The following is a 24,447-nucleotide window of genomic DNA, read 5'->3' as shown; positions in this document are numbered from 1 at the left end:
CACTGAGAACGGGGACCCCCTAGTACACACACCGCCCGTCCCGGCCACTGGCCGGGGCGGGCGTTTCGCATGCGCGGATCGTTACGGTGCGTCCCCCACAACCGGGGCGTGGCCGGCGTACCGTCGAGAATTGTTACGGTGCGTCAACCGGGGGAGGGGTCATGGACGAGACCGTCTACTGTGCGCTCTGCGACCGGGATGCCGAGGATCCGCCGCTGGACGGCTGGGCCCTGCAACTCGGCCCGGGCGGCCGGCTGTGGCTGTGCGCGTTCTGCGCCCGGGCCAATCTCCTCGCGATCGAGGACGGGTCTACTCGTCGGCGAAGCCGGGTAGCCACCGGGTGAGCACCGAACGGTAGGAGGCTTTGGCCTCCAGTTGGCAGAGGACGCCGATCGAGCCGAGGGTGACCCGGTGGATCAGCAGGTAGGACGGCGGCAGGTTCATCTGCTTGCCGAGCGTGTAGGCGGGGCTCTTCGGGTTCGCGATCCGGGTTGCCTCCGCGCGCAGCCACGCCCGGGAGAACTGGAACTCGTCCTGGGCGATCGGCGCGAGCATCGGCAGCACGTACTCCAGAACCGCCTCGGCGTCGATGTCGACGTTGGGTTTGACGAAGCCCTCGCCGCGTAGCCCGGCGAGCACCAGGTCCGCCTCGCCGGCCAGCGCGAGCCGGGTCAGCCGGCCGAGCGGCTCGGGGTGGCCCTCGGGCAGCCGGGCGCACGCGCCGAAGTCGAGGACCCCGAGCCGGCCGTCGTCGAGCAGCCGGAAGTTGCCCGGGTGCGGGTCGGCGTGCAGGAGGCCCGCCCGGGTGGGGCCGGAGAAGTGCAGGGTGGACATCCGCAGGCCCGCGAGGTCGCGCTGCTCCCGCGTACCCCCGGAAATGATCTTCGACAGGGGGGTGCCCGCCATCCATTCGGTGACGATCACCCGTGGCCCGGCGGCGACTACCTGCGGAACGAAGATCTCCGGATCATCCTGGTACGCCGCGGCGAACTGCTTCTGATAGCTCGCCTCCAGCTCATAGTCGAGCTCCTCGACCACCCGCTCGCGCAGCTCGTTGACCAGGGGTTTCACGTCCAGCCCCGGCTGGAGGATCTTGAACAGGGCCGAGAACCGGGCCAGCTGGTTCAGGTCGGCGACCAGCGCGTCGCCCGCCCCCGGGTACTGCACCTTGACCGCCACGTCCCGGCCGTCCGCCCAGACCGCGCGGTGCACCTGCCCGATGCTCGCCGCGGCGGTCGGCGTGTCGTCGAACTCCTGGAACTGACTGCGCCAGTCGGCCCCCAACTCCTGGGCGAGCACCTTGTGGACGGTCGCGGCCGGCAGCGGCGGGGCGGCTTCCTGCAGCTTGGTCAGCGCCTCCCGGTATGGCCCCGCGAGGGACTCCGGCAGCGCCGCCTCGAACACGCTCAGGGCCTGGCCGAGCTTCATCGCCCCACCCTTGAGCTGCCCCAGCACGCTGAACAGCTGCTCGGCTGTGCGCTGCTGGATCTCCTCGCTGATCACGTCGGAGGCCAGTCCGGTCATCCGCTTGCCGAAGCCGAGGGCTGCCCGGCCGGCGAAGCCGAGGGGCAGCGAGGCGAGCTTCGCGGTGCGGGAGAGCGCGCGGCGCGGGATGTCGGTCACCCGCCCATTGTCCCCGCCCCGGGGGCGTTGTGCCGCCCGGGCCACCGACCAATGCAGTCACAGTCCGGATTCCTCCGCCAGGACTGGCGGCGGGCCGAGCCGTCCGGGGCCCATTCCACGGTGGTGTCCAGGGTCTCGGGGTCGCCGCCGTCGAGCTGGACGAGGACCTGGGCGGTCGCGTACCCGACGGCGAGGACGGCCAGCGCCGCCTCGCAGGGCTCCGCGCGGGACGGGGTGGTGGCCAGCTGGGCGGCGAGGAACGGCCAGCGCGGGTCGCGGGCCGTGCGGTACAGGTCGACGCACCCGAGGCAGGCCGTCGACCCCGGCCGGACCAGCGGGCCGACCGCGATCCTGCCGTCACGGATGGTGACCGCCAGGTGCGGGGTGCCGCCCCGGGCGTGGCCGAGCGCGACGAGCCGGGCCGGCCGGTCCAGGTGGCCGACGTGGACCACCAGCGTCGCCGGCCCGCCGCCCACCCTGGTGTGCGGGGCCGCCCGGCGGACGGCGTCGGCGGCGGCCACGGACCGCCCCCGGCCGGTGTCGTCGGGGCACAGGCCGCCGGGCAGGGCGTCGACGCGCCCGGCGACCCCGGTCAGGCCGAAGCCGACCCGGCCGACTCCGGAGCTGGCGAGGGCGGCGGCGAGGGGCACGCAGAGCCGGTCCTCCCCGACGAGGGCCACCGTGGCGGCCCACCGCCGGCGCAGGGCCCCGGCCGGTTCGGTCCGGACCGCGAGCGCCCGTGCCTCGGTGAGCAGTGCGGGGCGGGCCCGTTCGGGCAGGCCGGCGGGCAGGGTGCCGTTCCGGAGCAGGCCGGCGGCGGCGAGGACGTCGAGGAGGGCCGGCAGGGCGTCGTCGGGCAGGCCGAGCCGGCGGGCCGCGAGCCGCAGCTGGGCGGGGGCGCGGGAGCCGTCGAGCAGGTCGAGGAGGCGCACGAGGCGGGGGTCGGCGAGGTCGAGGAGGGCCGCGTGCGCGGGGTCGACGCCGAGTTGGACGCTGCCCGGGTCGCGGCGGAGCCGGCGCAGGGCGAGGAGTGGACGCATGACCTCAGGCTGGCGCTGGGCCCCGGTCGCGGGCCGCGTTGTCCACAGGCGCGGGCCCGTCCACCGGGTTATCCACAGGGAAACCCGCGTTATCCACAGGAAATCCGGTACTGCGGTCCGAAAACAGACAAAGGGGCGGCCTGACGGCCGCCCCCCATGTACCTAGGCCACGGGAGCCTTGCCGAGGATGCGGTTCATCTTGGTTCCGCACACCGGACAGATGCCCTTCGCCATGTTCATCCCGGTCTTCGAGACCTCGACGGTCCCCTCGAAGTCCCGCTTCTCCTTGCACTTCACGCAGTAGCCGTTGTACTGAGCCACGGCGACCCCTCCTTGATGCTCTCCCGGCCGCGGGTCGCGACCACCGGTTCGGCGGACAGTACCCACCCCGAACGGGTGAAGCGTCAGCGCCACGTCGACACTGTGAGGAAGTCGACCCCGTGAGTCTGCCCTGATGGGGGGCCTCTCCCGGCCCGGTTGACCCGAGACACGCCGAGTATGTCTGAAGTATGACACTTTATAGCGCTCAGAATGCATCTGTTAAGGGTCGACTTGACAATTTCACCGTGAAGGGCTTGGAGAGCGGCCCAGGACCGGTTAGCGTGCCCTAGTGGCACCCCAGAGGCCAGACGTCGAGGTACGGCGCAGTGATCGCCGCCGACGTACGGTGTCCGCCTACCAGGACGGCGACCGGGTTGTGGTGCTCATTCCCAACCAGTTCAGCCGCGCCGAGGAGCGCGAGTGGGTCGACCGGATGCTCGACCGGATCGCGGCCCGAGGTCAACGCCGCCGCCGCAGCGACACGGAACTCTACGACCGGGCGATCCAGCTCGGTCGTCGCTTCCTCCCCGAGCTGAAGACCCCGCCGGAGACCGTGCGCTGGGTCGGCAACCAGAACAGCCGGTGGGGGTCGTGCACCCCGGCGGAGCGCAGCATCCGGCTGTCCGACCGGCTCCGGGGCATGCCCGAGTGGGTGATCGACTACGTGCTGCTGCACGAGTTGAGCCATCTCGTGGTCGCCGGGCACGGGCCGGCATTCTGGGCGCTGGTCGGGCGGTTCCCGAAGGCCGAGCGCGCCCAGGGCTATCTCGAAGGGGTCGCGGCCGCAGCCGGACTCGACCTGACCGGCGACGACGCGGGACTCGCCCTGACCCAGGACGACGCGGACCAGGCCTGACCGGGAACACCCCCGGCGGGCGGACGCCGACACGGCCCGACCGAGGGTGACGCCGGGTACGGGCGTGACCGAAGATGAGACGTGACCTCCCGCTGCGTGATCGTCCTGCTGACCCCGCCCGTCTGGGCCCCGCCCGGTGTCGACCCCGAGAAGTGGCGGGCGGCCCTCGCCGAGGACATGGTCGACCTGGTCGCGGGCCTGGCGGAGACCGACGCCGCCGTCGCCGCGCCGCCGGAGGCCGTCGACCTGGTCGAGGCGGTGCGCTGGCCGACCATGAAGGTGTACTCCGCCACCAGCCCGTTGCAGGCCCTCGCCGCGGCGGCCGACGACGGCTACGACCTGGCCGCCGTCCTCGCCGCCGACGCGCCGGACCTGCCGGCGATGCTCGTCGGCAAGCTGCTCCGCCCGCTGAGCAGCCGGGACCTGGCGGTCGCCCCGGCCGTCGGCGGCGGCATCTACGGCATCGCGGCCCGGCTGGCCGGCGGCATCCCCGACCTGGACTGGTCCTCCGAGCCGCCTCCGGAGGCCGCGGTCACGACCCCGTGGCACCGGCTGGACTCCCCGGCCGGTTTCGCCCGCCTCGACGAGGCGCTGGAGGGCTGGGACGCCACCCGGGCCCTGCTCTCCTGAGACCTTCTTCCGTTACGGCGACACCTCATCCGGTTTCCAGCGGCAATCCCCGGCGTCCGTCAGGCGCGGATCGCCGTGACCAGCCAGCACGAGCCGTGCAGCAGGAGGCCGCCGGCCGTCTCGTGGACGCGCAGCGCTGACCTGAGCGCCTCGTGGGCCCGGGCCGCGGTGGCCGGGTCCACCTGGCCGAGCACGTGCCGCCCGGGGCCGGAGTCGAGCAGAAAGCCGGCCGCGTCCCCGGCGTCGCGGCCCCAGGGCGCGTCGACCTCCAGCGCCTCGACGGTGGGGGTGGCGAATCCGGCCCCGGTCAGCAGTGCGTGGATCCGGTCGGGTTCCCCGAGGGAGAACATGCCCGGCGCGCCGACCCGGAAGTCGGGGACCGGCACGTGGTCGCCCATCGCGGCGAGGGCCCGCACCCAGTCGGTCCGCCCAGGGTCGGCCGCGCAGACGAAGGCCAGCCGCCCGCCGGGGCGCAGTGCCCGGCCGATGTTGGCGAACGCCGCAGCGGGGTCGGCGAAGAACATCACCCCGAACCGGCTGATCGCGGCGTCGTACCCGGCGGGCGGGAACGGGTGGACCTGGGCGTCGCCCTGGTCGAAACGCGCGTTGGGGATGCGCTCCGCCGCCGTGGTGGCCCGGGCGCGCTCCAGCATCGGTGCCGACAGGTCCGTGCCGACGGCGTGGCCCCGTGGGGCGCTGCGCGCGGCGAGCCGGGTGGTCTGCCCGGTACCGCAGCCGATGTCGAGCACCCGGCCGTCGGAGGCGATCGCCGCCGCCCGGAGCAGTGGTTCGTTGACGACGGCGTTGACCGTGTTCCAGCGCTGGGCGTTGTCCGCCCAGTGGGTGCCCTCGTAGCCGTTCCAGGCCGTGGACTGGTCGGTGTTGGCGATCGGGTGCATCAGATCTCCTCCGGGACGCGGCCCACCGGTAGTATGGGCGCGCGCCCATACGGTATGGGCGATCGCCCATACTTGGCAAGGGGAGTGGGATGTCACCACGCGGCGTGGCGGTACCAGACGTGCGGCAGCGGCTCTTCGACGCCGCGGAACGGGTGCTCGCCGCGGCGGGGCCCGACGGGCTGACCAGCAGGGCGGTCACCACGGAGGCCGGCTGCGCCAAGGGGTTGCTCTACAACCACTTCGCCGACCTGGACGAGTTCGTGGCCGCGCTGGTCCTGGACCGGTTCCGCCGGACCGCCGAGCGGGTGGCGGTGCTACCGACGCTCGCCGGGCGGGAGACGGTGGCCGGCAACCTCGCCGACGCCGCGGCCTCGATGCTCGACGCGCACGCCCCGGCCGTGGCGGGTCTGGCGATGACCAGGGCCGGCGTGTCCGCACGGATCCGGGCGGCGATGGCGGCCGGGGCGCCGGGGCTGGGCACGGTCGAGGCCGCGATCGTCGAATACCTCGACGCGGAGAAAGGGCTGGGCCGGGTCGGGGCCGGGGTGGATGTCGGCAGCGTCGCGCTGGCCATCGTCGGCACAGCCCACCACCTGCTCATGACGAGCTGGGCCGGCGGCCAGGACCCGCGCGACGCGCTCCGCCGGCTGGTGGGGGCGCTGGTCGGCGGGCCAGCCCAGGAGTAGGCGCGACGGCATGTCGGCGTGCCGTCGACTGGTTCTCTGACGCCGGTGGTCTCCAGCGGGGAGTCGCCGCTGGAGACCGGGGCAGGTGTCGCCGTAACCGTCTTAGGCTTCTTCGTCCTTCGGCTTCTCGTCCGTGAACAGGTCGCCGATGTCGGTGAAGTCGCCGAGCGTCCGGTTCGCGAACGCCGTCGGGTCGGTGAAGTCCTCGTCGGTGGGCAGCAGGTCCGGGTGCTCCCAGATGCTGTCGCGGCCCTCGACGCCGCGCACCTCGCCCACGGCGGCCCACAGCGCGGCGGCCTCCCGCAGCCGGCGCGGCCGCAGTTGCAGCCCCACCAGGGTGCCGAAGGTCTGCTCGGCCGGCCCGCCGGCGGCCCGGCGGCGGCGGAACGCCTCGCCCAGCCGGTCGGCGTCGGGCAGCCGGCCGGCGCACGCCTTGTCCACCACGTGGCAGACCCAGCCCTCGATCAGGGCCAGGATCGTCTCGAGGCGGCGCAGGGCGGCCTGCTGCTCGGGGTTGTCGTCGGCGGAGGAGAACATCCCCTCGAACGACACCTCCTGCATCGACTCCGGGTTCGTCGGGTCGATCCGGCCGACCACGTCCTCCACGGCGTCCCGGTCGATCGAGATGCCCCGCGCGTACGCCTCGACGGCCGACAGCACGTGCGACCGCAGCCACGGCACGTGCCCGAACAGCCGCTGGTGGGCGGCCTCGCGCAGCGCCACGTAGAGCCGGATCTCGTCCTCGGTGACGTCCATGCCCTCCTCGTACACCGCGATGTTGGCCGGCACCAGGGCCGCGACCCCGGCCGGGCCGAGCGGCAGGCCGATGTCGCTGGCCGAGAGCACCTCCGCGGCGAGCTTGGCCAGCGCCGCGCCCAACTGCTGGCCGAACATGGCCCCGCCGAGCTGGCCGATCATCGCGTTCATCGGGCCGAGCTGGGTGCGCAGCTCCTCGGGGATCAGGTCGCCGAGCGCCGCGACCATCCGGGCGGCGAGGGGGTCGCACAGCGGCTTCCACACGTCGAGGGTGTTGTACAGCCACTCGTTGCGGCTCCAGGCCACCGCGCTGGACGAACCGGACGGCATGGCCGACTCCGGGTCCAACCAGTGGTCGGCGAGCCGCAGCGACTCGGCCACGGCGTCCTTCTGGGCCTGGGTGGGCTGCGGGTCCTCGCCGAGCTCCTGCACGGCGAGTTGCCTGGCCAGGTCCCAGTTCACCGGGCCGGTGCCCGGCTGGGCGCTCAGGATCTGTTGCAGCTGGGCCATGATCTGGCGCATCTGAGGATCGTTCGGGTCGGGCACGCCACCACCGGGCACCCCGAAGCCGAACGGAGGGTTATCGCTCATAGTTGCTCTCCGTCCCGATCACGCTTTCAAAGGTACGCGATACGCTCTCGTACCATGAGGCGTCGGGGCGTGACCGTACTGATCGGCATCGTGCTGGTGGGCATACTCACCGGTTCACTGCTCTGGGTGAAGGTGCCGTACGTGGCGCTGGGCCCGGGCCCGACGGTGAACACCCTCGGCTCGTACAAGGACGCGACGATCATCACGATCGACGGCCGGGAGTCCTACAACCCGAAGGGGCAGCTCCGGCTGGTCACGGTCTCGGTCAGCCCCGAGATCAGCCTGCTGGACGCCATCTACTACTGGTTCGACACCGACACGGCCGTCGTGCCCCGCGAGCTGGTCTACCCGCCGGACAAGAGCCAGAAGCAGGTCGACAACGAGAACGCCCAGCAGTTCCAGCGCTCGCAGTCCAGCGCGGAGACCGCGGCGCTCAGCAAGCTCGGCTACCCGGTGAAGGTCGGCGTCAAGGAGATCGTCGCCGGCAAGCCGGCCGACGGGAAGCTCAAGGCCGGCGACATCATCACCGCGGTCGACGGGCACGCCATTTCCGGCGTACCGGACGTCGCCCCGCTGATCAAGGCCAAGCCGGTCGGCACCAGCTTCGTCGTCGACTACACCCGCGACGGCGTCAAGGGTTCCGTGCCGGTCGTCTCGGCGGCCAACGAGAAGGGCGAGCCGGCGATCGGGGTCAGCCTGGAGCAGGCCCAGCCGCACCCGTTCAAGATCGACGTGAAGCTCGGCGACATCGGCGGCCCGTCCGCCGGCCTGATGTTCACCCTCGGCATCCTCGCCAAGCTCGACGCCACCGACCTGACCGGCGGCGTCGTCATCGCCGGCACTGGCACCATGGACGACAGCGGAGCGGTGGGGCCGATCGGCGGCATCGCGCAGAAGCTCGTCGGCGCGAAGCGGGACGGCGCGAAGTTCTTCCTCACCCCCGCGGACAACTGCGCGGAGGCCGTGAAGAACGCCCAGCCGGGGCTGCCGCTGGCCAAGGTGAAGACCCTCGACGACGCCCTCGCGGCCCTCGCGGCGATCCGCGAACACCGCGAGCCCGTGCTGTGCGGCGCCAGTGATGGTAAGTAGCCCGTAGTCTGGTTCCCAAGCTCACGAGACTTGGGAGAACCAGCTGTGGCGATGCGTACTCCGATACCGAGGGTCAGCCGGCGTGGCCGACGGGTGATGGGCACCCTCGCCGTGCTGCTCGTCCTGATGACGGTCCTGAGTTGGGCGGTCGACGCGTACACGGACTGGTTGTGGTTCGCGGAGGTCAAGTACACCGCGGTGTTCCGCGAGGTGCTGACCACCAGGATCCTGATGTTCCTCGCGTTCGGGCTCGGCGTCGCCGCGCTGGTCGGCGGCAACCTCTTCCTGGCGTTCCGGCTCCGGCCGCTGCTGCCGTCGGGGTCGCCGGCGCAACGCGCGCTCGACCGGTACCGGATGGCGCTCACCCCCCGGATCCGCTGGGTGCTCGGCGGCACCGCGGCCCTGCTCGGAGTACTCACCGGCCTGTCGGCCCAGGGCCACTGGCAGCAGTGGCTGCTGTTCCGCAACGGCGGGAACTTCGGCGTCGTCGACCCGCAGTTCAAGGTCGACCTCGGCTTCTACGTCTTCGAGTACCCGTTCTGGCGGTACCTGCTCGGCGTCGCCTTCACCACCACTGTGCTGTGTCTGCTCGGCGCGCTCGCCCTGCACTACCTCTACGGCGGGGTGCGCCTGGAGGGCTCCGGCGACCGGATGTCGGCCGCGGCCCGCGCGCACCTGACCGCCCTCGTGGCGGCGTTCGTGCTCCTCAAGGCCGTCGCCTACTGGCTCGACCGGCGCGGCATGCTGCTCGGCCAGAACCAGAGCACCGACGTGGCCGGCGCCGGCTACACCGACATCAACGCGCTGTTGCCCGCCAAGGAGATCCTGGCCTGGATCTCCATCGTGGTGGCCATCGCGATCCTGGTGTTCTCCAACGCCGTGATGCGCAACCTGGTCTGGCCCGGCGCCGCCCTGGCTCTGCTCGGGCTCGCCGCCGTCGCGGTCGGCGGCATCTACCCGGCGGCCGTGCAGGCCATCGAGGTCAAGCCGAACAGCCGGGAGAAGGAGGCCGACTACATCAAACGCGCCATCGACTCGACCCGGTACGGCTACGGGCTCGACAAGGTGGCCAGATCGACGTACACGCCGACGACCACACCACCGGCCAACCTGGCCAGCGACCCGAGCGTCTCCAACGTGCGGCTCCTCGACCCGGCGGTGGTGTCCGAGACGTACACCCAGCTCCAGCAGGTGCGCGGCTTCTACGACTTCGGCCCGAAGCTCGACATCGACCGGTACACGTCCGACGGCAAGACCCAGGACTACGTCGTCGGCGTGCGCGAGATCAACCCGAACAACCTCCGGGACAACCAGACCAACTGGCAGAACAGGCACACCGTCTACACCCACGGGTACGGTTTCGTGGGCGCCCCGGCCGACAAGGTCGTCTGCGGCGGCCAGCCGTACTTCTCCTCCGGCTTCCTCGACGACGGCAAGAGCAGCCAGAGCACCGACTGCGTGGACCGGGGCGACAAGATCCCGACCGAGCAGCCCCGGGTGTACTACGGCGAGCTGATGAGCGACTACTCCATCGTCGGCAAGTCCGGCGGGGACAAGGACATCGAGTTCGACAAGCCGACGGCCGGCGGGCAGCAGACCAACTTCACCTACGACGGCACCGGCGGCGTGAAGGTCGACAACCTGTTGCGCAGGACGCTGTTCGCGCTCAAGTACCGCGAGGCGAACTTCCTGCTCTCCAGCGCCCTCAACGACAACTCCCGGGTGCTGTACGTGCGCAACCCGCGCGACAGGGTCGAGAAGGCCGCGCCGTTCCTCACGGTGGACGGCGACCCGTACCCGGCGGTGGTGAAGGGCCGGGTCGTCTGGATCGTGGACGGCTACACGACCTCCTCCACCGTGCCGTACTCGCAGAAGGTCAACCTCCGCGACGCCGCCCGTGACGCCCAGACCGGCACCGGCACCGTCGCGCAGGTCCGCCAGGACGTCAACTACATGCGCAACTCGGTTAAGGCCACCGTCGACGCCTACGACGGCACGGTGAACCTGTTCGCCTGGGACGAGGCCGACCCGATCCTCAAGGCCTGGAACAAGGCCTTCGGCGGCGACATCGTCAAGCCGAAGTCCGCGATCTCCCCGGAGCTGATGGCGCACATGCGCTATCCCGAGGACCTGTTCAAGGTGCAGCGCGACCTGCTGACCAAGTTCCACGTCAGCGACCCGAAGCAGTACTTCTCCGGGGACGACTTCTGGCAGGTGCCGGACGACCCGACCCACGAGGTGAAGTCGCCGCAGCCGGCGTACTACCTGCTCACCCAGTTCCCCGGGCAGGAGAAGCAGACCTTCCAGCTGACCGCGTCGATGACGCCGCGCAACCGGCCCAACCTGGCGTCGATGATGTCGGCCTACTACTCCGCTGACGGCACCCCGAAGATCGACCTGATCGACCTCGCCAGCGTCCAGGGCCTCCTCGGCCCCGGCCTCGCCCAGCAGAAGCTCCTGAGCAGCCCCGACGTGAACCGGGACATCGCACTGTTCAACACGGCGCCCTCGAAACTCATCAAGGGCAACCTGCTCACCCTGCCGATCGGCGGCGGCCTGCTCTACGTCGAGCCCCTCTACATCCAGGGCGGCACCGGCGGCACCAACTACCCGCAGGCCAAGAAGGTGCTCGTCACCTTCGGCCAGGGCGACTACGTCGGCTACGGCGACACCCTGGAGGCGGCGCTCGACCAGATCGTCCGCCAGGCGGCAGCCGCGGCCGGCCGCCCGCCGACCACCACGCCCGTCCCCCCGACCACGACCACGCCCCCGACGGCGACTCCCACGCCACCGGCCACCACCGGTGACCTGGCGGCGGCGGTGGCCAAGATGCAGGCGGCGATCGACGAGGCGAAACGCGCCCAGCAGGCCGGGGACTTCGAGGCGTACGGCAGGGCGCTGAAGAACCTGGACACCGCGATCAAGGAGTTCGAAGAGGCGAAGAAGCGGACGGGGACACCCTGACGACATCGGCCCCTTTCCGCCTGTTCACGGGTGGGGAGGGGCCGATTTGTTGATCCACACGCCATGGGCTACTGTTACTCAAGTCAGCGAGGAACGGAACGCGAAAGAATCGCTGAGGCAACGCGGGGTGGAGCAGCTCGGTAGCTCGCTGGGCTCATAACCCAGAGGTCACAGGTTCAAATCCTGTCCCCGCTACCACCGGAAGTGGCCCGGACCAGAAATGGTCCGGGCCACTTTTTTGTGCCCAACGGCCATCGCATCAGGCGGATCGGAGTTCGCGGCGACCGTGTTGATTGACAAATCATCTATTCATCTTGACAGATAATCTATCAAGATGAGATGCTGTGGTCATGTTGTTCGAAGTGCCTGAACTTGATGGCGAGGACGACCGTGTGATCGCTGAGATCAACGATCTTCGCCAGAAGCTGCGCGTTCACCTCCACGAGCCTCGACGCTGGAATGGGCAGCTGCGCCGCAACCTGAAAGCGCGTGCGGTCAGAGGTTCGAACAGCATCGAAGGGTACGACGTCTCCCTGGATGACGCCTTGGCGCTCATGGAGGACGAGGAGCCGCTGGATGCGGATCGTCGCACCTCGCTGGAGATCATCGGCTACCGGAACGCTTTGACCTATATCCAGCAGCTTGCGGACGATACTTCGTTCGCTCTGGATGAGTCCTTGATGCGTAGCCTGCATTTCATGATGCTCGGGCATGACCTCAGTAAGAGTCCTGGTCGATACCGCCAAGGCCAGATATTCGTGCACGACGATGAACATGACCTCAGGGTGTATGAGGGGCCAGAAGCTGATCTCGTGCAGGGCCTGATGCGCGAGCTGGTCGAATACCTCGAATCGGATGGCTCGCCTGTCTTTGTCCGAGCTGCAATGGCCCACTTGAATCTGGTGATGATTCACCCGTTTCGGGATGGCAACGGAAGGATGGCCCGAGCCCTTCAAACCATGGTGCTGGCTCGGGAGAAGATTCTGACCCCAGAGTTCAGCAGCATCGAGGAGTGGTTGGGCAGGAACACCACGGCCTACTACTCGGTGCTCGCTGACACGGGCGGGGGTGCCTGGCATCCGGAGCGCAGTACCAAGTCATGGGTTCGATTCAACCTTGTTGCCCACCATATGCAGGCTCAAACGGTCCTGCGTCGGGTCGACGACGCCAGGCGAACCTGGGCCGAATTGGACCGGGTGACGGCCGGTAAGAAACTGCCAGAGCGAACAAGCTTTGCCCTTTACTCGGCGGCTCTCGGGCTAAAGGTTCGGCGACTCGCATACGAAAAAGATGCCGATGTGGAGTTGGGAACAGCCAACCGCGACCTCAGGATGTTGGTCGAGGCTGGCCTCTTGCAGCCTATGGGGGAAACGAAAGGCCGTTACTACGTCGCCACCCCGGAACTCAAGAACATCCGCCACAGCGTCGTTCAAGAGCGGCGGCGCCTTGAGGACCCGTATACGTCACCAAATCAATTTACCGTTCGGCTTGGGTAGACGAGGTGGCGGCTTCAGCTGCTGACTGCCGCCGGTCGACCGCCCAGGCAGCTGTGAACAGATTGACAGATGAACTGTCAAGCTGTTCGTCCGGTGAGATCCCCTGTATTACCTGCTCGTAGACCCCCGGCTAGGTGATTCGGTCCAACTGGGCTAGAGTCGCCCAAGCTGGTGCGGCGGAATCGCGGCTCCAGACGACGCGGGGTGGAGCAGCTCGGTAGCTCGCTGGGCTCATAACCCAGAGGTCACAGGTTCAAATCCTGTCCCCGCTACCACGAAGAACGGCTTTCCAGGGAGACCTGGGAGGCCGTTTTCGCGCGTGAGTGGCGGCAGCGGCTCGGATGTGGACATTCGAGTGGCACAATGTGGCCTCATGCGTACCAGGGCTGTGCTGATTGCCGGCGCCTTCGCGATCATGCTGGTCTGCTGTGGTGGATTTTTGTTCTACATCACGCTATCTGAACCGTTTCTGCCGGATCGTGATGAGGCGCTGCCCATGCCCGCCGGGCTGACCGGTGAGGTGGAGGCGACCAGCTGGAGGAACTGCGGATCCGGCACCTGTAGTTGGCGCGTCACGGTACGGAGTACGTCCGGTGCCTCATCCGCCCAGGTGCTCCAACAGGTCCGCAAGCACCTTGAGGACCAGCACGGCTGGCGGCTCGACAGCGACGGGTCGGCCTGCCGTGGCAAGTCCTTCATCGACATGCGGGAAGTGTGCGTTCAGACGTACGTCACCGGCACCGATGACGTGATCGTCCACCTGTCCGGGCATCGCGCGATCATGTAGCCCCCGAGGTCGGGCCTCCCAGGTTTCGGCCAGCGCACCCCGCGGCCGCGAAGAACGGCCTTCCAGGGGAGGCCGTTTCACGTCCCCGGAACCAACCTTCATCGGGTACGCCGTGCCCGGTCCCCGCGCGCCCGCCGGCCGCGCCGCGCCGCCGGCGGGAGTGAGCCTGCCACGCGGCTCCACGTGAAGAGCGCACGCAGGAAGAACCACGTCGAAGTCGCCACTGGAAGCCTTGGGGGCGCGGCGACCCGCGCACCAGGCCAGGACCGGCGTCATCACTCCGGCGCTGACCCTTGTGCAACGTTTTGGTTGCACGAAGATCGGCTGACGTGCAATAATTCGGTTGCACTCAATGCTGGCACTTGAAGGAGTTCCTCATGAGCAACGACATGATCGAGCGTGACACTCTGATCGACGCTTCGGTCGAGCGCGTGTGGTCGCTGGTGTCCGCACCCGGTTTCTGGGTCGCCGACCCGGAGAGCATCAAGGGCACGACCGCCGTCGAGGGTGAGTCGATGGTGGCGAAGAACCCGGACCACGGCGAGTTCCCGGTGCGCGTGGTGAAGGTCGAGCCGCAGTCGTATGTCGCGTACCGGTGGGCTCCGGCCTCCCCCGGTCAGGAGCTGACCGAGGGCAACAGCACCCTTGTGGAGTTCACGCTGTCCCCCGAGGGTGACAAGACCCGCCTCACGGTGGTCGAGAGCGGGTTCGCCGCGCTGGCCGTGTCCGAAGAGGTGCGGGCCAACACGATCAAGAACCTGTCCGCCGGCTGGCCCGAGGTCCTCAACGAGGCGAAGAACCGCGTCGAAGCGTCGACTGTGTGATAGCAGAACCCGACAGAGCGGTCGAGGAGGTCGGCAGCGTTCTCGGCGCGCTCGCCGACCCCACCCGTCGCCGACTGCTCGACCTTCTCGCCGCGCTGGGCGCGGCCACCGCGACGACGCTCGCCGGGCGGCTTCCCGTCTCCCGACAGGCGATCGTCAAGCACCTCGCCGTCCTGGACGCCGCCGGGCTCGTCGTCGGCAACCGGGTCGGGCGCGAGGTGAGGTATTCGCTGCGGCCAGCTGGCCTGGACGCCACCACGCGGTGGATGTCCTCGCTCGCGGCCGACTGGGACCGTCGGCTGGCGGCCATCAAGCGCGTCGCTGAGGCGGCGGAACACGATCTCACGTAGCACCTGGACACGTGGTGTGGCGACAGCCTCCGCCGCGATCTGTGATCACAGAACGAGGGAGATTCGACATGACGACTCTGAAGCCTGGAAGCATGCTGCTCGGCACGACCCGTCCCGCCGAGATGCGGGCGTGGTACATCAAGGCGCTGGCGCCGGAGTTCACCGGCGAGGGCGCGATCGACCTTGACGGCTTCCTGCTGGTCATCGACGGGCGCGACGACGTCGAGGCGAAGAACAACGACCCGGCCCGCGCGATCATCAACTTCCACGTCGAGGACTTCGACGCCATGGAGGCCCAGCTGAACGCGGCCGGCGTGGAGTGGATCACGATCGAGGACCGGGAGAAGGGCAAGTTCGGCACGTTCGCCGACCCCGATGGGAACTACCTCCAGATCATCGAGTGGAAGTAGTCCTCTAGTTCCGTGACAGGACCGTGGCCCTCCACACGGTCGCACCAGGTTCGTAGGTAGGTCGGTCGACCCCGTTCGTTGAGACGACTCCGCGCAACATGACAAAGAAGGAAGAGTGCACATGAGCACCCAGCAAACGGCGGTGAGCCCAGGCAAGGCCAACCTGGCCCTGGCCACGCTGTTCTTAGCAATGTTCGTGATGGTCAGCGGCGAACTACTCGTGGTCGGCGTTCTGGACCGGATCGCCGCCGACCTCAAGGTGACCATTCCCGCGGCCGGCACCCTGGTGACGGCGTACGCGCTGGGCCTCGCCCTCGGTGGTCCGATCCTGACCGCGCTGACGATCAAGCTGGACAAGAAGGTCGTCCTCCTCGGCACGCTCCTGCTGTTCGCAGCGTCCAATGTGGCCATGACAATGACCACCAGCTACGGCGTGTTCCTCGGCGTGCGCTTCTTCATCGGCGCGTTGGCCGGCCTGTTCATCGCGGTCGGGTTCACCGCGGCCGTCTCGGTCGTCCCGCCGGAGCGCATGGGCAAGGCGATCGGGATCGTCATCTCGGGTGTCGCGATGGCGGGTGCGCTCGGCGTGCCGCTGGGCACGGCGGTCGCCCCGGTCATCGGCTGGCGCGGTTCGTTCCTGGCGATCGCGGGCGTCGCGGTCGTGGTCCTGATCGGAGCGGCGGCGCTGATCCCGTCCGTCGCGGCCTCTGGCGGTGGTGTCGGCCACCAGGCCAAGTACGCGTTCGCCCCCCGGGTGCTCGCCGTGCTGTTCCTGAACTTCATCGTGTTCGCGACCGCGTTCGCGGCATGGACCTACATCGTGCCGTTCCTGCAGGACGTCACCGGGATCTCCGGATCCATGCTGAGTGTGTTCCTGCTGGCCTACGGTGCTGCGACGGCGGTCGGCTCGTTCGGTGGCGGCAAGTTCGCAGACTGGAACGCCGGGCGTGCCCTGATCATCGGGGGCATCGGCATGGCGGTCTCCCTGCTGGCGCTCTACTTCGTCGGCTCAGTCGCGTTCCTCGTGGCGATCGTGCTGGTCGCGTTGGGCCTGTCGCACTACGGCATCGTGGCCTCGCTCCAGGTTCGGGTGATCACCCTGGCCGGCCCCGGTGGCCAGCTGGCGCAGTCGCTGCCGGTGTCCGCGGCCAACATCGGGATCGCGTTCGGTGCGTTCGCCGGCGGTATCGCGATCAAGAACTACAGCGCCTCCGCCCCCGTGATCACCGGTGTGATCCTCGCGGTGGTCACCATCCTGGTCGCCTGGGGCAGCAGCTACCTGAAGCCGCCGGTGGTCGAGGAGTCGACGGCGACCGCCCAGTCGGTACCCGAACCCGCATAACGCAACACAGACATCGGCACGGTGGTGGCGGAGTTCGATTCCGTCGCCACCGTGCTTTTTTCGTGCGCCGCGCGGGACGCCGCCGATGGACTATTCGGCGGCGGCCCCGGGCCAATGTGGGCAAGGGAGGAGTGGGAGCGGGCGCGACCGCGGTGAGAGGGTTGGTTAAACCCCTTCACACACACAGAAAAGGTGTGCCATGAACATCCCGAGCCAGGGTGGGACAGCCGAGGTCAGTCACCGGTTCGTGCAGACCAACGGCATCCAGATGCACATTGCCGAGCAGGGCGAAGGGCCGCTGGTCGTGCTGCTGCACGGCTTCCCGGAGACTTCGCACTCCTGGCGCCACCAGTTCGCGGCTCTCGCGGCGGCCGGCTACCACGTCGTCGCTCCCGACCAGCGCGGCTACGGCCGGACCGACCGCCCGGAGGCGGTCGAGCATTACTCGCAGCTGCACCTGGTCGGCGACATCATCGGTCTGCTCGACGCGCTGGGCGAGGAGCAGGCCGTGCTGGTCGGCCACGACTGGGGCTCACAGGTCGCCTGGAACACCGCGCTGCTGCGACCCGACCGGGTCCGTGGCGTCGTCGCGCTGGGCCTTCCGTATTTCCCCCGCGGCCCCATGAGCGCGGTGGCCGGAATGACCCATGCGCTCGGCCCCGGCTTCTACATGAACTACCTGCAGCAGCCCGGTGTGGCGGACGCTGAGCTGGCGCGGGACCCGCGGGCCAGCGTCCTGCGGCTCTTCCAGTGGGGCTTCGGCGACTCCCCGCACGCCGAGGCGGCCACCCTGCCGATGGTGCCCGAGGGCGGCACTCTCTCCGACATCCTGCCGGAGGCCGGCGCGCTGCCGGCGTGGCTGACCGAGGCCGACCTCGACGTCTACGCGGAGGCCTTCGCGCGGACCGGCTTCACGGGCGGCCTGAACTGGTGGCGGACGATGGACCTGAGCTGGGAGCTGACGGCGCCCTGGCAGGGCGCGCCGATGACGACCCCGGCGCTGTACGTGTACGGCGAGCGGGACGGCAGCGTCCAGCTCCCGGGCCTGGACCAGCTGATCGCCAACCTGCAGTACCTGGTGCCCAATCTGACGCGCACCGTGGTACTTCCCGGGGTCGGGCACTGGACGCAGCAGGAGGGGCCGGAGGAGGTCAACGCGGAGCTGCTGAAGTTCCTGGGCGCCCTGTAGTCGAAAGCCCCGCCGCTTCATTCCACAATGGCCGTCCCGTGGGGCGGTCAGCTGTGGTGAATAAGGCACCGTGATTCGCGCGTGATACACGCCCCGAACTCAGCAACTTCGGAGAATCCGCGCATTGCCGCACCGTGCCAGAGTTATTTCATACCGCCGGGTCCGGCGGAAGTTCCACTCCACTTTCCCGCCCCTGTCATCGTACCGAGGAGCACAAATGACGATTAGTGACGCGCCACCGCAGACTGACCTCGTCGGCCGGGCAACGGGCCTGGTCGAGGTGATCCGGAAGCACGCGACGTGGCAAGAGGAGAACCGGGTCCTGCACGAGGAGGTCCTGCAGGGACTCACCGACGCCGGGATCATGAAGATGCGGGTTCCGGTGCGCTACGGCGGCTACGAGAGCGACGTGCGGACCATCACCTCCGTGATCTCCGAGCTCGCGCGGGGCGACGGCGCCGTCGGGTGGACCGTGAGCACGTGGACGATGGGCTCCTGGCTGGCCGGCCTGTTCCCGGACGAGGTGCAGGACGAGATCTTCTCCGACCCGAGCGTCCGGCTCTGTGGCGGCGTCACCGCGTCGGGCGTCGCCACGCCGACCGACGGCGGCGTGATCCTCAACGGCCGTTGGCATTTCGTCTCCGGTGCGCCGCACAGCCAGTGGGACACCCTCTCCGTGATGCTGGCGACCGCGGACGGCGGGATGGAGCCGGCCACGATCGTTGTGCCGATGTCCGACCTGACGATCGTCGACGACTGGCACACCGCCGGTCTTCGGGCCACGGGTAGCGTGACCACCATCGCGCAGGACGTGTTCGTGCCGCAGGCGCGCGTACTGCCGATGCTTCCCCTGATGATGCACGGTCAACATCTCTCGAAGCTGAACGCCGACGCCGTCACGTGGAAGCTCCCGTTCGTGGCGCACGCGACCGCTGTGACCAGCTCGTCGGCGGTGGGCATGGCGAAGGCGGCCCGGGAGGCGTTCTTCGAGAAGCTGCCCACCCGGAAGATCGCCTACACCGGCTACGAGCAGCAGTCCGAGGCGCCGATCACCCACCTCCAGGTGGCCGAGGCGGCGGTGAAGCTCGACGAGGCCGAGTTCCACGTGCGCCGCGCGGCGGAGCGCCTGGACACCAAGGGGATGCGCGGCGAGCAGTGGACGCTGGAGGAGCGCGCCGTCGGGAAGATGGACGCGGCCATGGCCTGTCTGCGGGCGAAGGAGTCGGTGGACGTGCTCAACACGGCCAGCGGCGGGTCGTCCATCTACTCGGACCAGCCGATGCAGCGCATCGAGCGGGACATCCAGGCGCTCAACCTGAACGGCGTCCTGCACCCGAACACCGTCTCGGAGACCTACGGCCGCGTGCTGTGCGGTCTCGAGCCGAACACGCACCTCATCTAGGTCACGATCGTGTGGCTGGGGCCTACGCCCCAGCCACACGATCGCGTCACGGGGTGGCGCCGGCGAGGATGCTGTCGACGTTCGCCGCGGAGAAGAAGTCGGCGGGGGACGTCACCCCGGAGTTGACCCGGGCGAAGCCGTCCATCGCCTCCTGGTTGCCGGGCATCGCGTCCAGCAGCCGCTGGAGGTCGGGCGGCGGGGGTTCGAGGGTGGCCAGCTGGGTGGTGAACTCGTAGATCGGCAGGACCTGTTCGTCGCGGGACGACTGGTAGTCGGCCATGGCGTCGGCGTAGGGGGTCGTACCCGAAAGGTGGTCGTGCAGGGCCTCGGCGCAGGACTCGGCCTCGCGGAAGGCGTCGGAGATGCCCTGGGCCGTGATCGGATCCCTGGTGTAGCCGGCGTCGCCGACCAGGGCCCAGCCGGGGCCGGACGGCACCCGGAAGAAGTTGGGGACGGACATGCCGACAAAACGGGTTTCGCGGGTCGCGGACCGGACCCGGTCGGCGAACGGCGGGGCCAGGTCCAGCGCCGCGAGCAGGGTGCCCTCGATGTCGGCCCGGTTGGCCTCCAGTTGGGCGTGCGGCCAGCCGCCCACGACGATGGTCAGCCCGTCGTGGGTGGGGGCGGCGCAGAAGCCGCGTTCGGGGCGGCCGTACATCTCGAACCGCCCGGCCATCGGCAGGTCGCTGAAGTAGGCGTAGTAGGTGGCGATGAGCTCGGGTTTCTCGTGGTACCGCCCCGGCAGCACCGCCTTGGCGACCATCGAGTGCACCCCGTCGGCCCCCACGACGACCCGGGCGTGTTCGGTGACCGTCGCGCCGGCCCGGTCGCGGCCCCGGATGCCGGTCACCCGGCCGTCGTCGGTGACGATCCCGGTGACAGTGAAGGCCTCACGGACCTCCGCCCCCGCCTCGGCCGCGGCGTCCACCAGGATCTTGTCGAGCACGGTGCGCCGGGGGCAGTACGAGGCCGGGTGCTCCGCCGTGCCGGGCGAGCCGGTGATCGTGACCGGGCCGAAGTCGAAGGCGTAGGTGTCGATCGGTGGGCAGCCGGTTGCCAGCAGGCGGTCGAGGAGGCCCCACCGGGCCAGCGCCGCGACGCCGGGCGGCTGGAGGATGTGCGTCGAGATCGTGTCGCTGGGGAAGGTCGCCCGGTCGACGAGCAGCACCTTGTGGCCCCGCCTCGCCAGCAGCATCGCGGTCGGGGAGCCGGCGCAGCGCGCGCCGACCACGATGACGTCGTATCGCATGGCCGCCTCCTGGTGTCCGGATCCTGTGCCCATCGTGGCCGTCGGGCGGGTCTCCTGGCAGGAAGTTGCCGTTTCCGGTGGGTTGTCGGGTTGGCCGGATTGGGCGCGCGTGAATATTCACTGATGGGCATGCGTCTTGTTCTGGGGCGGCGGCGCTGCTAAAAAGAGCTCACCTTATTGGTATGGAGATGGCCCATTGAAGACTTCACGATGGCTCGGCGTCCTGGCGCTGGCCGCGGTCATCGGGGTGGCGTCGCCCGCCCCTGGCGCGTCGGCGGAGCCGGAGACCGGCCTGGCCGGACGCGGCTGTCCCGTCCTGGATCTGGGCCTGGCCTGGGCCGGAGACAACCGGGCCCACCTCCAGGAACTTGTCGACAGCTACGGCCGGTGCGGCCGGGGCGGGCATCCGCTGGCCGTGTTCGACTGGGACAACACCGTCGTCAAGAACGACGTCGGGGACGCCACGGTGTACTGGCTGCTCCGGCACGACAAGGTCCGTCAGCCCGGTGATTGGAGCCGTACCAGTCCATTCATCACCGCTGCTGCGGCTTCGGCACTCCGGGCGGCCTGTGGCTCGGGGGCACCGCTGCGCACCAGTGCGGACACCGGCTGCGCCGACGAGATCCTCGCCGTCTACGGCGGGCGGACGTCCGCCGGGGCGGTTGCCTTCGACGGGTACGACCACCGGCGGATGGAGCCGGCGTACGCGTGGGCGGCCCAGCTCGTCGCCGGGTACACCGAAAGGGAGGTTCGGGGTTTCGCCGAGGCCGCGCGCGCCGAGAACCTGGCGGCCCCGGTCGACGCCACCCAGGTCGTCGGCACGCACAAGGTCACCGCCTGGGTCCGCTACTACGACCAGCAGCGTGACCTGATCACGGTCATGCGGCGGGCCGGATTCGACGTGTGGATCGTGTCCGCGTCCCCGCAGCCCGTGGTCGAGGTGTGGGCGGGCGGCGTCGGCGTCGACTGGCGGCAAGTGGTCGGGATCCGCAACGAGATCCGGCACGGCCGGCTCGGCTACACGCTGGAGGGCTGCGGCGGCGCCAGGAATGTCATCACCTACATCGATGGCAAGCGGTGCTTCATCAACCAGGAGATCCTCGGCGTGCGCGGGCCGCGCGCGTTCGAGCGGCAGCGCGACCGGCAGGTGTTCGCGGCCGGTGACTCCGACACCGACGTCACGTTCGTCCGGGACGCCGCCGCCCTGCGGCTCGTGGTCAACAGGAACAAGACCGAGCTGATGTGCCGGGCGTTCGCGAACGCCGATGGGCGGTGGCTCGTCAACCCGATGTTCATCGAGCCGAAGCCGGCCCGCACGACGCCATACCCCTGCTCCACCACCGGGTACGTCGACAGTGACGGCGTCCCCGGCCCCGTCCTCGACGACCGCGGCGCCGTCGTGCCCGACCAGAGTGAGAGGTAGACGATGGAGAGGCGTACCTTCCTGCGCGCCGGCGCGGCCACGGCCACGGCCGCCGCGGCGTTCGGCCTGCTGCCCGACAGCGTGCGACAGGCCCTGGCGATGGCCGCCCCGACCGGGGGCCTGGAGGTCATCGAGCACGTGGTGATCCTGATGCAGGAGAACCGGTCCTTCGACCACTACTACGGCACGTTGCGCGGGGTGCGTGGCTTCAACGACCCGGCCGCGATCACCCTGCCGGGCGGCGCGTCGGTGTTCCGGCAGCCCAACGGGACCGGGTACGTGCTGCCCTATCCGGTGCACGACCAGTACATGGACGGGTGCGACCACAGCTGGGGTGGCGGGCACGCGGCGTGGAACAACGGGCGTTACGACAAGTGGGTGCCGAACAAGAGCGTGCGCACCATGACCACGTTCCGGCGCGGGGACCTGCCGTTCTACTTCGCGCTCGCCGACGCGTTCACGATCTGCGACTCCTACCACTGCTCCGAGTTCGGCCCGACCAACCCCAACCGCAACTACCTGTTCACGGGTACGGTCGGCAACGAGCCCGACGGCCGGCGCGCGATCGACAACGACGCCTACGGCGCCAACCACGCCGGCTACTCCTGGACCACCTACGCCGAACGCCTCGAGGCTGCCGGCAGGAGCTGGCGGGTCTACCAGGAGTGGGACAACTACACCGACAACCCGCTCGAGTTCTTCGTGACCTTCATGAACGTGGCCAGGAAAGCGCTCGCGTCCACCGGGTACACGAAGGTCGAGGCCTTCTACAACGCCGTGCAGGGAGCCGCGCCCGCACAGCAGGATGTTCTGCTGGGCAAGCTCGCCCAGGGTGTGGCCACCCTGACCGCCGCCGAGCGAAGCCTCTACGACCGGGCGCTGCGCCGCGAGCGCACCGGCCAGCTCGCCGCGGCCTTCCGGGCGGACGTGGCCGCCGACCGGCTGCCGGCCGTGTCCTGGCTGGTGGCGAACTACCAGCAGTCCGAGCACCCGTCCTCCGGCCCGAACAACGGGGCCGAGCTGACCAGACAGCTGCTCGACGCCCTGGCCTCGAACCCGGCGGTGTGGAACAAGACGGTGTTCCTCCTCACCTACGACGAGAACGACGGCTTCTTCGACCACGTGCCGCCGCCGACCGCCCCGGTGGTGGGCGACGGCAGCGACGGGATGTCCACGGTGTCCACGGCCGGCGAGATCGCGCTGAGCGTGCCGATCGGCCTCGGCGTGCGGGTGCCGATGATCGTCGTGTCGCCCTGGAGCCGGGGCGGGGCCGTGTGCTCGCAGGTGTTCGACCACACCTCGGTGATCCAGTTCCTGGAGAAGTGGACCGGGGTCGCCGAGCCGAACATCTCGGCGTGGCGGCGCGCCGTGTGCGGGGACCTGACGGCGGCCCTGGACCTGACCAGCGCGAACGCCGCCTTCCCGTCGCTGCCGACGCCGGTGGTCTCCACCGGGCCCCGGCCCACCTCGCCGACGCCGCCCGCCTCCCAGGCGCTGCCGGCGCAGGAACCGGGAGTCCGGCCGGCCCGGCCCCTGCCCTACTCCCTGAGCGTCGCCGCCCGGGTCACCAGCGGCACCGTCTTCTTCGACTTCGGCAACGCCGGGGCTGCAGGGGCGCACTTCTCCGTGTACGCCAACGCGTACCGCACCGACGGGCCGTGGCGGTACACGGTCGAGGCGGGCAAGACGCTGACCGACACGTTCACGGGCGGCACGCCGACCGGGGCGTACGACCTGACGGCTCACGGGCCCAACGGGTTCGTCCGGCGGTTCGTAGGCAACCGGATCACGGCCACCAACGGCGGGGCCAATCCCGAGGTGACGCTGCGGTACTCGCCCGCCGAGGGCCGGGTGTACCTGAGGTTCGTCAACACCGGAGGCGCGTCGTGCGTGTTCACGGTGCGGGCCGGCAACCGGCCGGGCACGTGGTCGTACCCGGTGGCGGCGGGCGCGAACACCGAGGACTTCTACACGGTCGGCGGGACGAACAACTGGTACGACCTGACGGTCACCGGTCCTGACGGGTTCCTCCGCCGGTTCGCCGGGCACATGGAGACGGGGGCGGTCAGCACCAGTGACCCGGTGATGGGGTCCGGCCGGCTGGCCGGCACCGTGCGCTACGTCGACAGCGAGGAGACGGTCGCGGCGAACAACGCCGCGGTCAACGCCGTGGACGGGTCGACGACGACGATCTGGCACACCGCGTGGTCGGGCGGCACGCTGCCACACGAGATCCAGCTAGACCTGGGGGCGTCGCGGACCGTGACCGGGGTGTCCTACCTTCCCCGGCAGAGCGGGGTCAACGGCCGGATCGGGGCGTACGAGATGTACCTGAGCTCCGACGGGAACACCTGGGGGAGCCCGGTGGCGACAGGGGTGTTCGCGGACGACGCGACGGAGAAGGTGGTGCGGTGCTGGCCGACGGCGGCGCGGTACGTGCGGCTGCGGGCGTTGACGGAGGCCGGCGGGCGCGGGGCGTGGACCTCGGCGGCGGAGATCGCGCCGCTGGGGTGGTGAGGG

General features: G+C 69.7%; 22 protein-coding genes and 2 tRNA genes. 18 read left to right on the top strand and 6 right to left on the bottom strand.

All coding sequences use genetic code 11. From position 1 onward, the window contains the following. Positions 1 to 161 precede the first annotated feature (161 nt). Positions 162 to 344, top strand: a complete 183-nt coding sequence (locus IW245_RS24365) for a hypothetical protein (protein ID WP_197005484.1) — start codon at positions 162 to 164, stop codon at positions 342 to 344. Here IW245_RS24365 and IW245_RS24360 read toward each other — a convergent pair. From IW245_RS24360 to IW245_RS24350, 3 genes are all read right to left on the bottom strand, one after another. Next, the gene (locus tag IW245_RS24360; protein ID WP_197005483.1) at positions 310 to 1,623 is read right to left on the bottom strand and encodes an ABC1 kinase family protein; all 1,314 of its coding nucleotides are present in this window, start codon (positions 1,621 to 1,623) and stop codon (positions 310 to 312) included. The two genes, IW245_RS24365 and IW245_RS24360, sit on opposite strands and share 35 nt — an antisense overlap. Next, positions 1,620 to 2,663, bottom strand: a complete 1,044-nt coding sequence (locus IW245_RS24355; protein ID WP_197005482.1) for a hypothetical protein — start codon at positions 2,661 to 2,663, stop codon at positions 1,620 to 1,622. Before IW245_RS24355 ends, IW245_RS24360 begins: the two co-directional genes overlap by 4 nt. A 162-nt stretch (positions 2,664 to 2,825) precedes the next feature. Next, on the bottom strand, positions 2,826 to 2,984 hold the full coding sequence (locus IW245_RS24350) for a DUF5679 domain-containing protein (RefSeq protein WP_197005481.1): 159 nt from the start codon (positions 2,982 to 2,984) through the stop codon (positions 2,826 to 2,828). 346 nt (positions 2,985 to 3,330) lie between these two features. Here IW245_RS24350 and IW245_RS24345 point away from each other — a divergent pair, with 346 nt between their 5' ends. Both IW245_RS24345 and IW245_RS24340 read left to right on the top strand, forming a co-directional pair. Beyond that, positions 3,331 to 3,840: a M48 metallopeptidase family protein gene (locus tag IW245_RS24345; RefSeq protein ID WP_197005480.1), complete on the top strand. Its 510-nt coding sequence runs from the start codon at positions 3,331 to 3,333 to the stop codon at positions 3,838 to 3,840. Positions 3,841 to 3,921: 81 nt separating this feature from the next. After that, positions 3,922 to 4,470, top strand: a complete 549-nt coding sequence (locus IW245_RS24340) for a hypothetical protein (RefSeq protein ID WP_197005479.1) — start codon at positions 3,922 to 3,924, stop codon at positions 4,468 to 4,470. A gap of 59 nt (positions 4,471 to 4,529) precedes the next feature. On the opposite strand, the gene IW245_RS24335 is transcribed toward IW245_RS24340, so the two are convergent. Next, entirely contained in the window at positions 4,530 to 5,369 is an 840-nt protein-coding gene (locus IW245_RS24335; RefSeq protein WP_197005478.1) for a class I SAM-dependent methyltransferase, read from the bottom strand. Positions 5,370 to 5,458: 89 nt separating this feature from the next. On the opposite strand from IW245_RS24335, the gene IW245_RS24330 reads away from it, so the two are divergent. Next, positions 5,459 to 6,055, top strand: coding sequence for a TetR/AcrR family transcriptional regulator (locus IW245_RS24330; protein WP_197005477.1), 597 nt, complete (start codon positions 5,459 to 5,461; stop codon positions 6,053 to 6,055). A 102-nt stretch (positions 6,056 to 6,157) separates the two neighbouring features. Here IW245_RS24330 and IW245_RS24325 read toward each other — a convergent pair whose 3' ends face one another. Then, complete coding sequence (locus tag IW245_RS24325) at positions 6,158 to 7,333, bottom strand: zinc-dependent metalloprotease (protein WP_504739616.1); 1,176 nt, start codon at positions 7,331 to 7,333, stop codon at positions 6,158 to 6,160. 123 nt (positions 7,334 to 7,456) lie between these two features. On the opposite strand from IW245_RS24325, the gene IW245_RS24320 reads away from it, so the two are divergent. From IW245_RS24320 to IW245_RS24265, 12 genes are all read left to right on the top strand, one after another. Further along, positions 7,457 to 8,491, top strand: coding sequence for a YlbL family protein (locus tag IW245_RS24320; RefSeq protein ID WP_197005475.1), 1,035 nt, complete (start codon positions 7,457 to 7,459; stop codon positions 8,489 to 8,491). Between the two features lie 51 nt (positions 8,492 to 8,542). After that, entirely contained in the window at positions 8,543 to 11,455 is a 2,913-nt protein-coding gene (locus IW245_RS24315; protein ID WP_197005474.1) for a UPF0182 family membrane protein, read from the top strand. A 121-nt stretch (positions 11,456 to 11,576) separates the two neighbouring features. After that, positions 11,577 to 11,653 (top strand) — tRNA-Met (locus tag IW245_RS24310). Between the two features lie 152 nt (positions 11,654 to 11,805). Then, on the top strand, positions 11,806 to 12,951 hold the full coding sequence (locus tag IW245_RS24305) for a Fic family protein (protein ID WP_197005473.1): 1,146 nt from the start codon (positions 11,806 to 11,808) through the stop codon (positions 12,949 to 12,951). A 198-nt stretch (positions 12,952 to 13,149) separates the two neighbouring features. Continuing rightward, positions 13,150 to 13,226: transfer RNA gene (locus IW245_RS24300), tRNA-Met, on the top strand. Between the two features lie 98 nt (positions 13,227 to 13,324). Next, positions 13,325 to 13,738: a hypothetical protein gene (locus IW245_RS24295; RefSeq protein WP_197005472.1), complete on the top strand. Its 414-nt coding sequence runs from the start codon at positions 13,325 to 13,327 to the stop codon at positions 13,736 to 13,738. A gap of 377 nt (positions 13,739 to 14,115) precedes the next feature. Continuing rightward, the gene (locus IW245_RS24290; RefSeq protein ID WP_197005471.1) at positions 14,116 to 14,562 is read left to right on the top strand and encodes an SRPBCC domain-containing protein; all 447 of its coding nucleotides are present in this window, start codon (positions 14,116 to 14,118) and stop codon (positions 14,560 to 14,562) included. Continuing rightward, positions 14,559 to 14,912: an ArsR/SmtB family transcription factor gene (locus tag IW245_RS41755; protein ID WP_233472910.1), complete on the top strand. Its 354-nt coding sequence runs from the start codon at positions 14,559 to 14,561 to the stop codon at positions 14,910 to 14,912. Before IW245_RS24290 ends, IW245_RS41755 begins: the two co-directional genes overlap by 4 nt. Before the next feature lie 68 nt (positions 14,913 to 14,980). Continuing rightward, positions 14,981 to 15,322, top strand: a complete 342-nt coding sequence (locus IW245_RS24280; RefSeq protein WP_197005470.1) for a VOC family protein — start codon at positions 14,981 to 14,983, stop codon at positions 15,320 to 15,322. Positions 15,323 to 15,443: 121 nt separating this feature from the next. After that, complete coding sequence (locus tag IW245_RS24275; RefSeq protein WP_197005469.1) at positions 15,444 to 16,664, top strand: MFS transporter; 1,221 nt, start codon at positions 15,444 to 15,446, stop codon at positions 16,662 to 16,664. 199 nt (positions 16,665 to 16,863) lie between these two features. Then, on the top strand, positions 16,864 to 17,853 hold the full coding sequence (locus IW245_RS24270; RefSeq protein ID WP_197005468.1) for an alpha/beta fold hydrolase: 990 nt from the start codon (positions 16,864 to 16,866) through the stop codon (positions 17,851 to 17,853). A gap of 217 nt (positions 17,854 to 18,070) precedes the next feature. Further along, positions 18,071 to 19,255 carry an acyl-CoA dehydrogenase family protein gene (locus IW245_RS24265; RefSeq protein WP_197005467.1) on the top strand — a complete coding sequence of 395 codons (1,185 nt, stop codon included), beginning with the start codon at positions 18,071 to 18,073 and terminating at the stop codon, positions 19,253 to 19,255. Positions 19,256 to 19,301: 46 nt separating this feature from the next. Here IW245_RS24265 and IW245_RS24260 read toward each other — a convergent pair whose 3' ends face one another. Continuing rightward, entirely contained in the window at positions 19,302 to 20,504 is a 1,203-nt protein-coding gene (locus IW245_RS24260) for an NAD(P)/FAD-dependent oxidoreductase (protein WP_231398915.1), read from the bottom strand. Between the two features lie 196 nt (positions 20,505 to 20,700). On the opposite strand from IW245_RS24260, the gene IW245_RS24255 reads away from it, so the two are divergent. Then, positions 20,701 to 21,927, top strand: coding sequence for a haloacid dehalogenase-like hydrolase (locus IW245_RS24255; RefSeq protein WP_197005466.1), 1,227 nt, complete (start codon positions 20,701 to 20,703; stop codon positions 21,925 to 21,927). 3 nt (positions 21,928 to 21,930) lie between these two features. Next, a complete protein-coding gene (locus IW245_RS24250) occupies positions 21,931 to 24,444 on the top strand; it encodes a phosphocholine-specific phospholipase C (RefSeq protein ID WP_197005465.1) in 2,514 nt (837 codons plus the stop codon). Positions 24,445 to 24,447: the final 3 nt, after the last annotated feature.

It is taken from the genome of Longispora fulva, from assembly GCF_015751905.1.
Classification (GTDB): domain Bacteria; phylum Actinomycetota; class Actinomycetes; order Mycobacteriales; family Micromonosporaceae; genus Longispora; species Longispora fulva.
This window is presented reverse-complemented; position numbering and strand designations above follow the sequence as displayed.